The sequence below is a fragment of the Labrys wisconsinensis genome (assembly GCF_030814995.1).
Taxonomy (GTDB): Bacteria; Pseudomonadota; Alphaproteobacteria; order Rhizobiales; family Labraceae; genus Labrys; species Labrys wisconsinensis.
In genome coordinates this window covers 12107-27227 of the sequence record NZ_JAUSVX010000026.1, presented here as the reverse complement: position 1 = coordinate 27227, position 15121 = coordinate 12107, and the positions used below count along the sequence as shown (strand labels likewise).

14 protein-coding genes are annotated in these 15121 nt (G+C 67.6%); 11 read left to right on the top strand and 3 right to left on the bottom strand.

What is annotated here, in order from left to right; translation table 11 throughout:
- Nucleotides 1–12: 12 nt before the first annotated feature.
- The gene (locus QO011_RS38925; protein ID WP_307284979.1) at nucleotides 13–1245 is read left to right on the top strand and encodes an SGNH/GDSL hydrolase family protein; all 1233 of its coding nucleotides are present in this window, start codon (nucleotides 13–15) and stop codon (nucleotides 1243–1245) included.
- A gap of 12 nt (nucleotides 1246–1257) precedes the next feature.
- Here the strand turns inward: QO011_RS38925 and QO011_RS38920 are convergent, their stop codons facing one another.
- The gene (locus tag QO011_RS38920; RefSeq protein WP_307284977.1) at nucleotides 1258–1944 is read right to left on the bottom strand and encodes a GntR family transcriptional regulator; all 687 of its coding nucleotides are present in this window, start codon (nucleotides 1942–1944) and stop codon (nucleotides 1258–1260) included.
- Between the two features lie 320 nt (nucleotides 1945–2264).
- On the opposite strand from QO011_RS38920, the gene QO011_RS38915 reads away from it, so the two are divergent.
- From QO011_RS38915 to QO011_RS38870, 10 genes are all read left to right on the top strand, one after another.
- Nucleotides 2265–3248 (top strand): ABC transporter ATP-binding protein, encoded by a 984-nt coding sequence (locus QO011_RS38915; RefSeq protein ID WP_307285127.1) that lies wholly within the window; start codon nucleotides 2265–2267, stop codon nucleotides 3246–3248.
- A gap of 56 nt (nucleotides 3249–3304) precedes the next feature.
- On the top strand, nucleotides 3305–4582 hold the full coding sequence (locus QO011_RS38910) for an ABC transporter substrate-binding protein (protein WP_307284973.1): 1278 nt from the start codon (nucleotides 3305–3307) through the stop codon (nucleotides 4580–4582).
- A gap of 285 nt (nucleotides 4583–4867) precedes the next feature.
- Entirely contained in the window at nucleotides 4868–5746 is an 879-nt protein-coding gene (locus QO011_RS38905) for an ABC transporter permease (protein ID WP_307284971.1), read from the top strand.
- Nucleotide 5747: 1 nt separating this feature from the next.
- The gene (locus QO011_RS38900) at nucleotides 5748–6650 is read left to right on the top strand and encodes an ABC transporter permease (protein WP_307284969.1); all 903 of its coding nucleotides are present in this window, start codon (nucleotides 5748–5750) and stop codon (nucleotides 6648–6650) included.
- A gap of 25 nt (nucleotides 6651–6675) precedes the next feature.
- Nucleotides 6676–7416: an aspartate/glutamate racemase family protein gene (locus tag QO011_RS38895; protein WP_307284967.1), complete on the top strand. Its 741-nt coding sequence runs from the start codon at nucleotides 6676–6678 to the stop codon at nucleotides 7414–7416.
- Nucleotides 7417–7646: 230 nt separating this feature from the next.
- Nucleotides 7647–8267, top strand: coding sequence for an antitoxin Xre/MbcA/ParS toxin-binding domain-containing protein (locus tag QO011_RS38890; protein WP_307284964.1), 621 nt, complete (start codon nucleotides 7647–7649; stop codon nucleotides 8265–8267).
- Complete coding sequence (locus QO011_RS38885; RefSeq protein WP_307284961.1) at nucleotides 8264–8902, top strand: RES family NAD+ phosphorylase; 639 nt, start codon at nucleotides 8264–8266, stop codon at nucleotides 8900–8902. Before QO011_RS38890 ends, QO011_RS38885 begins: the two co-directional genes overlap by 4 nt.
- A gap of 122 nt (nucleotides 8903–9024) precedes the next feature.
- Nucleotides 9025–9567, top strand: coding sequence for a hypothetical protein (locus tag QO011_RS38880; RefSeq protein WP_307284957.1), 543 nt, complete (start codon nucleotides 9025–9027; stop codon nucleotides 9565–9567).
- 262 nt (nucleotides 9568–9829) lie between these two features.
- On the top strand, nucleotides 9830–11242 hold the full coding sequence (locus tag QO011_RS38875) for an HD domain-containing protein (RefSeq protein WP_307284955.1): 1413 nt from the start codon (nucleotides 9830–9832) through the stop codon (nucleotides 11240–11242).
- Nucleotides 11239–11769 carry a hypothetical protein gene (locus QO011_RS38870; protein WP_307284953.1) on the top strand — a complete coding sequence of 177 codons (531 nt, stop codon included), beginning with the start codon at nucleotides 11239–11241 and terminating at the stop codon, nucleotides 11767–11769. The genes QO011_RS38875 and QO011_RS38870 overlap by 4 nt, the downstream gene beginning before the upstream one ends.
- Nucleotides 11770–11839: 70 nt before the next feature.
- Here the strand turns inward: QO011_RS38870 and QO011_RS38865 are convergent, their stop codons facing one another.
- Complete coding sequence (locus tag QO011_RS38865; RefSeq protein WP_307284951.1) at nucleotides 11840–13198, bottom strand: sigma-54-dependent transcriptional regulator; 1359 nt, start codon at nucleotides 13196–13198, stop codon at nucleotides 11840–11842.
- Entirely contained in the window at nucleotides 13195–15024 is a 1830-nt protein-coding gene (locus tag QO011_RS38860) for a sensor histidine kinase (protein WP_307284948.1), read from the bottom strand. Before QO011_RS38860 ends, QO011_RS38865 begins: the two co-directional genes overlap by 4 nt.
- Nucleotides 15025–15121 lie beyond the last annotated feature (97 nt).

The window sequence follows — 15121 nt, the reverse complement described above, 5'->3', positions numbered from 1 at the left end:
AAAGGCCCCAACATGGATCGTCCCGTTGTCCCCGCGGTCGACAGTCAATGGCTGCCGGCCCGACCCGACGACCATCTCCTCGTCCCGCGGACGATCTATTGGCACGACGCCGAGCCCATGCCGTTCTACCCGCCTTCGGCGATCCTCGGACCGACGGCGAATGGGTTTCCCCATACGACGATCGAATATGAACGTTTCGACCATGGCGACGGCGGCGTCGTGCCGCTGCACCCCGGCGGCAATCTCATCGACACCCGTCGAATGAACGGGGATTGCCGCATGATGTCGCTCGTGCCCGGCGAGAGCCTGGGGCGACGCCGCTGCAAGGCGTTCAGCCTCGTCTCGTCGGACTTGTCGAACCTTTCGGGCAGAACCGTCCGGGCCCTGTTCTTGGGCGACAGCCTGATCGATCATTCAGGCAACGCCGCCTTCTTCAAGCAGGTTTGCGAGCAGGCGGGGGCGAAGGTCGAGCTCGTCGGCACCCTGCTCAACCGCGAGTACGACAAGACCGTCGCGCCCGCGCCCGGGGAGGGGCGAGCGGGCAAGCGGTTCACGGACTATACCTGCGAGCGCCTTGAGGCATTGCCGCCGGTGCCCGTCGAAGACTATGCCGCGCTGTACCTCGGCGGCACGGTCGAGTACCGGCGCGGGCACAACCCCTTCGGCCGGCTGGCCCGCGCGGGCGACGACGGGGCCGATTGCTTCGCGGCCCTCGACGGCAGGTCGTGGACGTTCGACTTCGGGCATTACATGGCCCGAAACGGCTATGCCGAGCCCCTCCACCACGTCTTCATCAATCTCGGCAGCAACGACATCGGCAATGGCGCGATGCCGAAGCCCTTGGTGTCGGCCCTGAGCTCCGCCGACCGCATCCTTCGCTCGATCCGTGCCTACAGCGCGGAGATTCACGTGAGCTTCATCCTCAACGGCTTGCCGGTCGGCGAGGCGTCTCCCGCGAAGGCCGACCGGGCCAAATGGAACAGCCGCTACTCTCCCTTCATCCGCGCGATGCTGCAGTTTCAGCGTGACCACGGGGAGGACGGCCGCCTCCACATCGTTCCCGGCCATCTGATCTTCGATCCCGTGGCGGGCTGGGATTTCGTGACGATCGGGACGGATCCCCAGACGGGTATCGTCGACGCCGGACTGAGCGAGAGCGGCTATATCCATTTTCGACGCGCCAATTCCCGCGTCCTCGCAAAATACCAGGCTTCCATTGCCGCCGCGTTCCCGCCGGGCGGTTGAGACACGTGCCGGCTAGTCCCGGTCGTGCGCGTGCGGCTCGACCGACGCCGAGACATGCTGGAGATGCGCCACCATCAGGCGCACGGCCGCGGCCACGTCGCCGGCCCGGATCGCCTCGACGATCTCGACATGCTCGGCCGGCGAGCACTCGGTGTCGTGGCGGCTGGCATGGGCGGCCAGCGCCAGGGCGGTGCGCCACACCAGGTCCTCGATCATCCCGGCCAGCACCGGGTTGCCCGCAAGCTCGGCGGCGAGGCGGTGGAACTCGCCGGAGAGGCGGATCACTCGGCCCCGGTCGCCCGCCTGCCGCGCCGCCTCTTCCTCGGCGAGATGGGCGTCGAGCCGCGCCAGGGCCTCGCCGCGCCGCGCACCGGCGAGGCGCGTCACCATGGCGGTGGTCTCGCTCTCGATCACCCGGCGCGCCTGGAACAGGGCGGCGCTCTCGGCGACGGAGGGCTGCGCCACGAAGGCGCCGCGGTTGGGCTCCAGCGTCACGACGCTGCGCTGCGACAGGAGCAGCAGCACTTTTCGCACCCGGGCGCGGGTCACGCCGAAGATCTCGACCAGGTCTTCTTCCGTCAGCTTGGTGCCGGGCGGCAGGCGGCCCTCGGCGATGGCGCCGAGGATGCGCTCGAAGATCTCGCGCTCGACCTTGAGGCCGGGCGGCGGATCGGAGGCGGGGGCGGAGAGGTCGAGCATGGGGCGGGGCCGTTTGCGTCAAGCCTAGCGCGAGCCCGGCGCCCGGCAAAGCCCGGATTGTAGACGATCCCATTCAGGTTGTTGCGTTGCGATATCAGACAATTTTCATGGGAGTGCACAAAGAATTCGCAGGATGCTGCGCAGTTTGTCATCGCCTGGACAGTCGATCTCCATAACTCCTTGATAATTTTAAGACAATCAATTGGCACGGCGCCTGCATGGGGGATTGTCGACAATCCAAGCGGAGCGCCTGCGTGTCAGATTCTGCCGTCCTGCCGGGCAAGACAGCGACCGGAGCCGGAGACAAGGCCCGGGGGCGGATCGAGTTCGCCGCCGTGACCAAGGCCTATGGCGCGGCCAAGGCGGTCGATGCGATCGACCTCAAGATTCCGGCCTCGACCTATTGCTGCCTGCTCGGGCCCTCCGGCTGCGGCAAGACCACCTCGCTGCGCATGCTGGCGGGCCATGAGATCGCGACATCAGGCGACATCCTGCTCGACAACGTCAACGTCACCAATTTCGCGCCGGCCCGACGCGGCACGGCGATGATGTTCCAGAACTATGCGCTGTTTCCCCATCTCACCGTGGAGGAGAACGTCGCCTTCTCCCTCAAGATGAAGCGCGAGAACCGGATCGAGCGGCTCAATCGCGCCCGGGCCATGCTGCGTGTGGTCGAGATGGAGCGCTTCGCCAAGCGCCTGCCCTCGCAGCTCTCCGGCGGCCAGCAGCAGCGCGTGGCGCTGGCCCGCGCCCTGATCACCCAGCCCTCGGCGCTGCTGCTTGACGAGCCGCTCTCGGCGCTCGACCCGTTCCTGCGCCTCAGAGTGCGCGGCGAGCTGCGCAAGCTGCAGAAGAGCCTCGGCATCTCCTTCGTCCACGTCACCCATTCCCAGGACGAGGCGCTGGCCCTGGCCGACCTGGTCGTGCTGATGAATGTCGGGCGCATCGAGCAGCAGGGCACGGCGCAGGACGTGTTCTCGCGCCCGCGCACCGCCTTCGTCGCCCGCTTCATCGGCGGCCACAACGTCATCGACCTCGGCGACAAGGCGGTGGCGGTGCGCACCGACCGGGTGGCGCTGGTCCGCGGCGGCGAGGTCACGGCCTCCAGCCGGGAAGCCACCGTCACCGGCGCCGAATATGCCGGCAACGGCTTCTCCATCCAGCTCGCCGACGACCGCGGCGGCGACCTGCTCGCCCTGGTTCCGGAAGAGACCTTCCATGCGCGGCCCTTCGAGGAGGGCGAGCGCGTCACCGTGTCGTGGGCGCCGTCGGACGCCCATGTGCTCGAAGGCGGAGCGAGCTGATCTCCGCCGCCAACCCTTCAGTCCAGAAGCCCATCCAGAGAAACGGGAGCACCATCATGAGCACCAGCGAAACGCGAGGACTCTCGCGCCGCGACATCCTGAAAGGCGGCGTGGCGCTCGCCGGCGTCGCGGCGGGCGCCAGCCTCGGCGCGCCGGCGATCCACGCCGCCGAGCCGGTGACGCTGCGCTACCTCTCCACTGCCACCAACCAGGCCCCGGCCATCGCCGAGCAGGCGTTCAAGGACACCGGCGTCAAGATCCAGTACGTGTCGGTGACCACGGACGAGGTGACCAAGCGCATCATCACCCAGCCGAACTCGTTCGACCTGGTCGACAGCGAATATTTCAGCCTGAAGAAGCTGATGCCCTCCGGCAACCTGATGGGCATGGACGCCAAGAAGATCAAGCTCGTCGACAAGCTGGCGCCGGCCATCACCAAGGCCGAGATCGACGGCAAACCGATTGGCATCCAGGGCACGGCTCCCAAGAAGGTGTTCTACCTCGAGGGCCAGCACTCCAAGAAGTTCTCGGCCGAGCCGACCGAGTGGATCACCCTGATCCCGACCACCTACAACGCCGACACGCTCGGCATCCGCCCGGACCTGATCGGCCGGCCGATCGACAGCTGGGCAGAGCTGCTCAACCCGCAGTTCAAGGGCAAGGCCTCGATCCTCAACATCCCCTCGATCGGCATCATGGACGCGGCCATGGTGGTGGAGGCCCTCGGCAAGCACAAATATGCCGATAAGGGCAACATGACCAAGGACGAGATCGACCTGACCATGGCGACCCTGACCGAGGCCAAGAAGGCCGGCCAGTTCCGCGCCTTCTGGTCTGACTTCAACGAGAGCGTCAACCTGATGGCCTCGGGCGAGACGGTGATCCAGTCGATGTGGTCGCCCGCTGTCACCGCGGTCAGGACCAAGGGCATCCCCTGCAAGTTCCAGCCGCTGAAGGAGGGCTACCGCGCCTGGGCCTCCGGCTTCGGCCTGCCGAAGACGCTGAAGGGCAAGCAGCTCGACGCCGCCTACGAGTTCGTCAACTGGTTCCTCTCCGGCTGGGCCGGCGCCTATCTCAACCGGCAGGGCTACTACTCCGCCGTGCTCGACACCGCCAAGGCGAACATGGAGGCCTATGAGTGGGCCTATTGGATGGAGGGCAAGCCGGCCGAGAAGGACATCCACGCCCCCGATGGGGGGCTGCTCGAGAAGGCCGGCGCCACCCGCGACGGCGGCTCCTACAGCGAGCGCATGGGCGCCGTCGCCTGCTGGAACGCCGTCATGGACGAGAACGAGTACATGGTGAAGAAGTGGAACGAGTTCATCGCCGCGTGAGGTAGGGGCTCGATGGGAGCACATCGTTGCCCCGCGCGTCCGTGCTTCTTGTTTGAGCGCGACCCTCGGCCGTCATGGACGGGCTCGTCCCGTCCATCCACGCGAACATAGGCTCATGTCGAGTTCGCGTGGATGGGCGGATCAAGTCCGCCCATGACGACGTGGTTCACGCGGCAGGTCCGATTGGCGTCCTTCCGAGTTGAAACTTGCCGTCGAGGGGCGCCCGCGCCCCGGCTTATCCCTCACCCCGAAAACATCCGGCATGGCAGCGGAAGGGCAGCCCTCATGAAGACAGCCAGGCGCTGGACGCCTTATTGGCAGGCGGCGCCGCTGGCGCTGACCTTCGCCCTGTTCTTCGTCCTGCCGCTGATCGTCACGCTGATCGTCAGCTTCTGGACCTATACCGAATATTCCATCGAGCCGAACTTCGTCACCGACAACTATGTCGAGGTGTTCGACAAGTGCATCAGCGGGCTGCCCGACCTCTGCACCACGGTCAGGACCTACCTCTCCACCCTGAAATTCTGCTTCATCGTCTGGCTGGTCACCCTGCTGATCGGCTTCACCGTGTCCTACTACATCGTCTTCGAGATCAAGACGGCGACGGTGCGCCTGGTCCTGGCGCTGCTCTGCACCATCCCGTTCTGGACCTCCAACGTCATCCGGATGATCTCCTGGATCCCGCTGCTCGGGCGCAACGGCCTGGTCAACCAGATGCTGATGGGCCTGGGGATCACCAGCGAGCCGCAGGAATGGCTGCTCTATTCCGATTTCTCGGTGATCCTGGCCTTCGTGCACCTCAACACCGTGTTCATGATCGTGCCGATCGCCAATTCGATGTCGCGCATCGACCGCTCGCTGATCGAGGCCGCGCGCGATGCCGGCGCCTCCGGCTGGCAGATCGTGAGGAATGTCATCGCGCCGCTCTCCAAGACCGGCATCATGATCGGCTCGATCTTCGTCATCACCGTGGTCATGGGCGACTTCGTCACCATCGGTCTGATGGGCGGCCAGCAGATCGCCTCGGTCGGCAAGTCGATCAACGTGCAGATCAGCTATCTGCAATTCCCGATCGCCGCCGCCAACGCCATCATCCTGCTCGCCATCGTGCTGATGATCGTCTGGGCGATGGTGCGCTTCGTCGACATCCGCAAGGAGCTGTGAGATGGCCGAGCACCGCTCCCGCACCTTCTACGTCCTCACCGCCGTCTTCGCCCTCTACGTCCTGTTCCTCTACGGGCCGACCCTGACCATCCTGGTGCTGTCGTTCCAGGGCCCGGACGGCGGCCTCACCTTCCCGATGAACGGGGTGTCGCTGCACTGGTTCGGCAACCTGTTCGCCGGCATCGGCGTCAACTACGTGCTCGACGCCTTCCTGCGCTCGCTCAAGCTCGGCATCACCGTGACCGTGCTCACCGTGATCATCTCGGTCATGGCGGGCCTGGCCTTCCGCCGCCGCTTCAGCGGGGCCAACCTGCTGTTCTACACCGCCATCGCCAGCCTGATCCTGCCCTCGATCGTGGTGTCGCTCGGCATCGCGCTGGAGTTCCGCATCGTCGACGACACCATCAAGTCGCTCGGCGATACCTACGAGATCGGTTGGATCCAGGACAATTACCAGACGATCATGGGCCTGATGACTTCCGGCCTCGGCGCCCATCTCACCTGGACGCTGCCCTTCGGGCTCCTGATCATGTTCGCGGTGTTCAACCGCTTCAACCCGGCCTATGAGGAGGCCGCGCGCGACCTCGGCGCCACGCCCTGGCAGACCTTCGTCCATGTCGTGCTGCCGCTCATCGCGCCCTCGCTGGTCGGCGTCGCCCTGTTCGGCTTCACGCTGTCCTGGGACGAGATCGCCCGCTCCAGCCAGGCGGTCGGTGCGGACAACACCCTGCCGATGCAGCTGCAGGGCCTCACCACCTCGGTCACCACGCCGGTCATCTACGCCCTCGGCACGGTGACGACGGCGGTTTCCTTCGCGGTGATCCTCAGCGCCATCGCCGTCGTGCTCCTGGTGCAGCGCCACCGCGCCCGGCAGGGATCGGATGCGGGCAAGGGGCTGGTGTGACGCAGACGAGGTCCCCGAGCGTGCCATGCCCCGCATCCTGGTGATCAACCCCAACACCACGGCCTCGATGACCGCCAAGATCGGTGCTGCGGCGCGGGCGGCGGCGTCCCCGGGCACGGATATCGTCGCGGTCAACCCGGCCGACGGGCCGGCCTCGATCGAGGGCTATGTCGACGAGGCCTATTCCGTGCCCGGCCTGCTCCAGGAGATCCGCGCCGGCGAGCGGCAGGGCGTCGACGCCCATATCATCGCCTGTTTCGACGATACCGGCCTGGAGGCGGCGCGGTCGCTGGCCGGGGCGCCGGTCGTCGCCATCGGCGAGGCGGCCTTCCACATGGCCTGCCTGGTGGCCGGGCGCTTTTCGGTGGTGACGACGCTGTCGCGCTCGATCCCGGCCATCGAGCACAACCTGGTCAAATACGGCCTCGCCGGCCGCTGCGCCCGGGTGCGTGCCGCCGAGGTGCCGGTGCTGGCGCTGGAGGATCCGGCCAGCGGCGCGGTCGAGCTGATCGCGGAGGAGATCGAGGCGGCCAGGCGCGAGGATCGGGCCGAGGCGGTGGTGCTCGGCTGCGCCGGCATGGCCGACCTCGCCGCGCGTCTCTCGGCCCGGCACGGCCTGCCGGTGCTCGACGGCGTCGCCTGCGCCGTGCGCCTGACGGAAGGGCTGGTCGCGCTGGGGCTGCGGACGTCGAAGCTCGGCGGCTATGCCTCGCCGCTGCCGAAAGCCTATGCCGGGCGCTATGCTGACGAGGCGGGGCTGGGCTAAGCAGGTTCTCCCGAACCTGCTTACATCCAGGAATCTGAGCAGCATTGATTTTGCATTGGAAATGCAAAATCAATCGTGGCGAAAGCCACGAGAAGCTGCTTAGCGGCGCATCGCGGACAGTGACGAGGCTCGCGCCGTTTCCCGACCTCGCGGTGATCCGCGCCCACCTCTAGGTTGACTTCGTCTCCGTCCTCCCTACATATCGCCCAAGTCAACTCGTGGAAACAGCCATGGCCCGTGGGCCGGCATCATCGAGCTTCGTGCTCAACGTGCACGCCGAGCCTGATTCGATTCAGGCAGCCTTCCTGCGTCGGGCCTTGTCCGCCCTGGAGCGGATTGCCGGAAGCGTGCCGGTCACGACCTTGGCGGACGTGTTGGCCGCTCCAACGGATGCCGGATCGCTGGCCCGGCTTCTCAGCCGTTCCGACGTGATCGGTACGGCCGTCGCCGAGCTCGATCCGCTCGTGCCCGCGCTGGCCCGCAATGTCGAGCATCGCCAGGCACTGCTCGCAGCAGCCGGCGGCGTGGTGTCGGCCGAGGCGGCCGGCCGCGTGCTCGGGATCACCCGCCAGGCCGTGGACAAGCGCCGGCGCGCCGGCGCGCTGCTTGCGGTCCGCGAAGGCAGCGACTGGCGCTACCCCGTCTGCCAGTTCGGCCAGGGAGAGGTCGTCCCGGGCCTCGCAGAGGTCGTGCGCGGCCTCGGCGCGGCCGGGCCTTGGGCGACACTGGATTTCCTGCTGGCGCCCGACACGGCGCTCGGGGGCCGGACACCCCTCGAGGCCTTGCGCAGCGGTGATCTCGACGCGGTGCGCCGCCTCGTCCGGGCCGAGCGGGGCGACGGCTTCGCATGAAGCCTGCGCGACCGGCCGGCCCCCGCGGACCGACCGGCGCCGCGCCCCTGCCGCCGGCCTGGCTCGGCGGCGTCGCCCTGCCGATCGACGTCCTGCCGCCGGGCACGGTGCTGCATCGCATCCACCGCTTGGCGTTCGCGCCGGTGCTCTTCGGTCCGGGCGCCGGCATCCCGCCGACCTATCGCTTCGACAGCGCCGGCAGCCGTTTCGGCGTGCTCTATGTCGGGCTGTCGCGCGGCGCCGCCATGGCGGAAACCCTGCTGCGCAACCCGCAGCGGCGGATGGTCGCCCTCGCCGATGTCGCGGACCGCGCCGCGACCGAGCTCAGCTGCCGCCGGGCCCTGCGGGTCGTCAGGCTGCACGGCGCCGGGCTGCAGACGGTCGGGACCGACAATGCCGTCTCGACCGGCCCGTATGGGCCCTGCGGCGCCTGGTCGGACGCGCTCTGGGACCATGCGGACCGGCCGGACGGCATCGCCTACCAGTCTCGCCACGATTCCGCGCAGCTATGCCTGGCTTTGTTCGAGCGCACCGGCATGGCATTCGACGTCCGGGCGACGACGCCGCTGACGGCGATGCTGCACGCGGTCGCGGCCATGCTCGACGCCTACGGCAAGTCGCTCGCGCCGGCCTGATCGGCGTGCCGTCCGACGCGGGCCACTCGGCTCTGGTCGACGTCACGGCAGGCCGCCGACTTGTGGAGCCGATGACGCAAGGGCACTCTGGCGGCTCGATCGAATCCGTAGGGATGACGGCCATGGCGTGGTTGCAGCTTTTATCCTCGATCGGGAGGATCCGGATCGTCGAAGAGCCGCAATATTCGTTCGGGTCGGCCGATAACGAGCGCAAGTACGCGCGCGAGATCACCATCGGCGATGGAGACTATATCGGCTCCCCCTATGGTGTGCTCGTCGACGACGTTCCCGCCGTCGTCCTCGCGGGCGGCGGCTTTATGATGCCCATCGAAGGACGCTCGGCCCTCGTATGGAAGGAGCGCCTGTTCATCGGGGTGGGCAATTGCGTGGCCTGCCTCTCGCTCCGCGCCCTGGCGCTGATCCGGTCGGTCCAGGTCGATTTCGCCGCCTGTTTCAGCCTGCACGTCTCACCCGTCCACGATGCGCTGATCTGTCATGGTGAGGTGGAGATCTCCCGCCTCTCCGCGGAGGGCGACCTTCTCTGGCAAAGCTCGGGGCGCGACATCTTCACAGGCTTGTTTGCGTTGAAGCCGACCCATATCGAGGCTCACGACTTCAACGAAGACGTCTATCGCTTGCGGTACGAGGACGGGAGCGCGCTATAGGGGTGCTCTCGAAGCCGGGAGATGCCGGCCTTCCATCCATTGAAGCCGTTGCTGCTGCCGTTGGCTATGCACGTACTTCGATCAGGAGATCGACAGAGGTCTTCTGATAAACGTCTCTCTCACTCGTGGAAATTCGCCACCCCTCCTGGATAAAGGAGCAATTGTTGCTTAAAATTTCTCATCTGGGGGGCGCCAAGCCTGACCTGACGGCCTCAACTGTCGATTGTTGGCATATTGTCTCGGTTATCCGTCCTTTCGACTCATGAAAACTGAACGTATCCGTGATCCCGTTCACGATATCATCGCCTTCGAGGATGGCGGGCTCGTCGATGAGGCGGCATGGTCTCTGCTCAGAACGCCGGACGTGCAGCGGTTGCGGCGCATCAAGCAACTCGGCGTGTCCGAATTCGTCTTCCCTTCCGCCAGCCATACGCGCTTTGCCCATTCGGTTGGGGTTTTCCACAATGCGCGCCGTCTCGTCCGGCTGATCGAGCGCGAGATCAACCTGAAGCGCGTGAACGGCGAGTTTGACCAGGCTCGCGCCAAGGTTGCCTTGTTCGCCGCCCTTCTTCACGACATCGGCCATGGCCCGTTCAGCCATGCTTTCGAGGAGGCGCGAAAGTTTCTGGCAGGCGCGCAAGGCGGAGCGAGGCCGACAAAGGCGAGCATCCGCAAGCACGAAGCCTTCACGGCGGACATGATCGAAGATCCGTCCGGGGCGATCGGCGAGATCCTGGAAAGGGCGGATGTCAGGCCGCAGGACGTTGCCGATCTGATCAGGTCGGAGACACCCGCCGACATGTATCACGCGGTCGTGTCGAGCTCGTTCGATGCTGATCGTTTGGACTATCTCATTCGCGATCGCTACATGACCGGCACCGGGGCGGGGGCCATCGATCTCGAATGGCTGATGGACAATGTGCGTGTGGCGGAGATCGATTTTTCCCCGCCGGACGCAGATGGTGGCGATCCGATCTACGAACACAGTTTTTGCCTCGGCTACAAGGCGAAGGATGCGGCGGAAGATTTTCTGCTCGCTCGATACCGGCTGTATACGAATGTCTACTTTCACAAGACCACGCGCGGAATCGAGCAGCTCGTTTCATTGTTCTTCCGACTCGTTGCACGCAGCGTCATCGAGAAAGGAAGCGTCCGCGGACTTGCGGACGACCATCCTCTGGTGCGGTTTTTCATGCCGGGCGGTGATACGACCGCAAACTATCGGGCATTGGACGATACGGTCGCGTGGGGGGCGATCCATCTGGTCGCAGCGTCGGGTGATGACGCTGCCCGTGCGATCGCGCGCCGAATTCTGAATCGAGAGCGCCCGATCTGCCTCGACATACAGCAAGCGTTTCCGGAGGAAGCCGAGAGGCAGCGCCGGCTCAAGCACAAGCTGGATTCGCAATTCAAGGATCAGCTGAACGAGAGCGTGTTTCGCGACTCGGCCAAACTATCGCTCTACGGCGAGATTGGAGCTGACGACGGGCGAGCCCAAAAGCGCCTGATGATCCAGATGGCGGACGGCAATCTGAAGGAGATCTCGGATTTCAAGGACGCGACGATCGCCCGCTCGGACCGGCAAAGGGCGTTCGAACGGTACTATTTTCTCAATGAAGCAGACTTCAAATTGGCGCAAGGTGTCGTCGATTCGGTTCGAGGGAGGAGCGCATGACCATTGATGTTCCAAGCCTCGTCGAAGCCGCCGGGGGAGAGGTCGTCGGAAAGATCCGGCTGCAGAAGATCGTCTATCTGCTTGACCAGATTGGCTTGAACAGCGGTTTTTCCTACGAGTACCATCACTACGGGCCGTATTCCGCCGGCTTGGCGGAGCAGGTCGAAGACGATGTCGTCTTCGGCCGCCTGGAGGCCGAGCAGCGCCGCCGTCAGAGCGATGGCGTGCCTTACGTCGCCTATCGGTCCAGGCCGGCCGGTCATGGCGAGGCGCCGGACGGTCTGCCGATCGTAGATCGCCTTCACCAGGCTTTGGCGGAGATGCAGAGACGTTCGGCGACGGCTCTCGAGCTGGCTGCAACCATGCATTGGTTGGCCATGATCGAGAAGCAGCCGGATTGGCAGGCGGAATTGGTCCGCCGCAAGGGCGCCAAGACCCAGAACGGTCGGGACCAACAGGCTTTGGAGTTGCTGGCGGCGCTCGGCTTGCCTCCCGCTGTCAGTCCAGCCGCAGCCGAGGTGGCCTGAGACGGGATCGCCCGACGCGTCGGGTGATGGCAAGCGCGAAAGGCATGCTTGCAGTATGGATATATGACTTCTACCCCTCGTAGCTCGATCGGCTGATGCCGTAGCGCTGCAGCTTGTCGTAGAAGGTCTTGCGCGGGAGGCCGAGCGCTTCGAGGGTGGAGCGCACGTCGCCCCTGTGCCGGGCGAGGGCCTCGCGGATCAGCCCGGCCTCGTAGCGCTCGACCCGCTCGGGCAGGCTCGCCCCGTCCGGCGCGGCGGCGGGCGGCGCGGCCCCGACCTCGGCGAGGCCCAGCACCACGCGCTCGGCGAAATGCACCAGCTCGCGCACATTGCCGGGCCAGTCGTGCTCGAGGAGGTGGCGGCGCACAGGCTCGGTCAGGGCCGGCGCCTCGCGCCGGAAGCGCTGCGCCGCCCGCGCCTGGAAATGGGCGAACAGCAGCGGCACGTCCGCGCGCCGCTCGCGCAGCGGCGGCACCCGCAGCGTCACCACGTTGAGGCGGTGGTAGAGGTCCTCCCGGAAGCCGGCGCGCTGGCGGGGGTCGCCGAGGTCGACCTTGGCGGCGGCGACCACCCGGAGATCGACCGCGCGCACGATGTTGGCGCCGACCGGCATGACCTCGCGCCGCTCCAGCACCCGCAGCAGCCGGGCCTGGGTGCCGAGCGGCATGCTCTCGATCTCGTCGAGGAACAGCGTGCCGCCGCTGGAATGCTCGATCAGCCCGACCCGCTTCTTCTGCGCGCCGGTGAAGGCGCCGGGCTCGTGGCCGAAGAGCTCGCTCTCGATCACGCTCTCCGGCAGGGCGGCGCAGTTGAGGGCGACGAACTCGCGCACCTGGCGGCGCGACAGCCGGTGCAGCAGGCCGGCAACCACCTCCTTGCCGCTGCCGGTCTCGCCGACCACCAGCACGTCGACATCGGCGTCGGCGATGGCGCGCAGGGTCTCGCGCAGGCGGCGGATCGCCGGGGCGTCGCCGATCAGCGGCGAGTCCGGCTCGGCTGCCTCCGCCGCGGCGCGCAGGCGCCGGTTCTCCATCACCAGCGCGCGCTTCTCCGCCGCCCGCCGCACGCTCTGGATCAGCCGGTCGGCGGCGAAGGGCTTGGCCAGGAAGTCGTAGACGCCCTCGCGCATCGCCTCGACCGCGGTGGCGATGTCGCCATGGCCGGTGACGAGGATGACCGGCAGGTCCGGATCCAGCGCCGCCAGCCGGCGATAGAGGTCCATGCCGTCCATGCCGGGCATGCGCAGGTCGGTCACCACCACGCCGGCGAAGCTGGCATCGATGGCCGCGAGGGCGGCGGTCGCGCTCTCGAAGGGCAGGGGGCGGAAGCCGGCGAGCGCCAGGGTCTGGGCATTGGCGCGGCGCAGCTCCGCGTCGTCGTCGACGAAGGCGACGGGCAGGGTGGCCCCGGTCATGGCGCTTTCGGTCATGGCGCCCTCCGCAAGGTCAGGGTGAAGCAGGCGCCGCCGCCGGGGGCGTTGTCGGCCGCCAGGTGCCCGCCGAACTCGTCGACGATGTCCTTTGAGATCACCAGGCCGAGGCCGACGCCGCGCGGCTTGGTGGTGAGGAAGGGCGTGAACAGGGCCGCCAGCACCTCCGGCGCGATGCCGGGGCCGTTGTCGGCGACAGTGAGGATGGCCTCCATCGGCGTCGCGGCGAGGCCGATGCGGATCGCCGGCTCCGGCCGTTCTTCCAGCGCGTCGAGGGCGTTCTGCAGGAGGTTGACCAGCACCTGCTCCAGCCGGACGCGGTTGGCGATGACGGCGAGGCCTGGTTCCGGCCGGTCGGCGTCGAGGGCCACGCCGAGGCGGCGGGCGCGGGTGCCGACCAGCATCAGGGCGCCGTCGAGCGCCTCGACCAGGGCAAGCGGGCCGGTCTCGCCGGTCGCCTTGCGCGAGAAGCCGCGCAGCGTCCCGGTGATGGCGCCGATGCGCTCGGTCAGCCCGGCCACGGTGGCGAGGTTGTCGCGCACCGCGGCATGGTCGCCGCGGTCGAGGAAGGCGACGGCGTTGTCGGCATAGCTGCGGATCGCCGCGACCGGCTGGTTGACCTCGTGCGCCAGGCCCGCCGTGACCTGGCCGAGCGTGGCCAGCCGATTGGCCTGCGCCAGCTCGTCGCGCGCCACCTGCAGCTTGGCCTCGATGCGCTGGCGCTCGTCGATCTCGCGGGTCAGCTGCGCGTTGGCGGCGCTGAGGTCGCGGGTGCGCGCCTCGACGCGGCGCTCCAGCTCGGCCCGCGCCTCGACCGCCTCCGCCGCCCGCGTCCGGCTGCGCTGGCGCCGGTGCAGCAGCAGCCCGGCCAGCGCCAGCACCGAGCCGGCGCCGCCGAGCGCGGCGATGCGGGCGGTGCGCGCGCCGGCCGCGAGCGCATCGTCGGCAGGCAGGAGCAGATGCAGGCGCCAGGGCGTCGAAGGCACCGCGCTTTCGCTGGCGAGCTGCAGCGAGCCGTCGGGGAGGGCAGCGAAGTCGGCGCCGGCCGTGCCGGCGTCGCGCGGGCGCAGCGGCAGCGGCGTCAGCGGCGCATTGCCGAACTGCAGGCTGGCGCGGATCGCTCCGGCATCGCCGGGCGCGATCGGCGCCTCGGCCAGGAAGCGCCAGTCGGGCTCGCTGGTCAGGAGCACGATACCGCGCGGATCGGCGACATAGACCGCGGCGCCGGACTGGCCCCAGTCCGCTTCGACCTGGTCGAACTCGACCTTGACCACGACCACGCCGAGCAGGGCGTTGGGTTCGCCGATGCGCCGGGAGATGTAGAGGCCGGGCCGCTTGCTCACCGTGCCGAGGGCGAAATGCTCGGCCGCCCCGTCGGTGACGGCGCCGGTGAAATAGGGGCGGAAGCGATAATTGCTGCCGACGAAGCTGGTCGGCTCGCGCCAGTTGCTGGAGACGATGGCGGTGCCCGACGCGTCGATGAGGTAGATCACCGCCGTGCGGGTGCCGCGCACCAGCGTCTCCAGCTTGGCGTTGAGGGCGGCGATGCGCACCGGCTCGTGGCCGGCGAGGGCGGCCTGCACGTCGGGATCCTGCGACAGCACGTAGGGCAGGGCGCGCTGCTTCTCCAGCTCGGCGCGCAGCACCGCGACGTTGAGCGTGGCGCTGCCGGCGGCCTGGGCCCGCAGCGCCTCGGCGGCCCGGCTGCGGCCGACCTCGCCGGCCAGCCAGGCGGTGAGGCCGAGCACGGTCGCGGCGACGGCGGCGAAGGCCAGCCATTCCCCGCGGCGCCGGGAAAGACGGTCCAGGATCGGGCTTCGGATCATGCTCAATCCTGTGCGGATTTCCGCACGGGATCAAGGGGATCTGGCGGAAATCCGCCCGATCTTGCCGGCCGCAGCAGGTGGGGCGCGAGAAAATCCA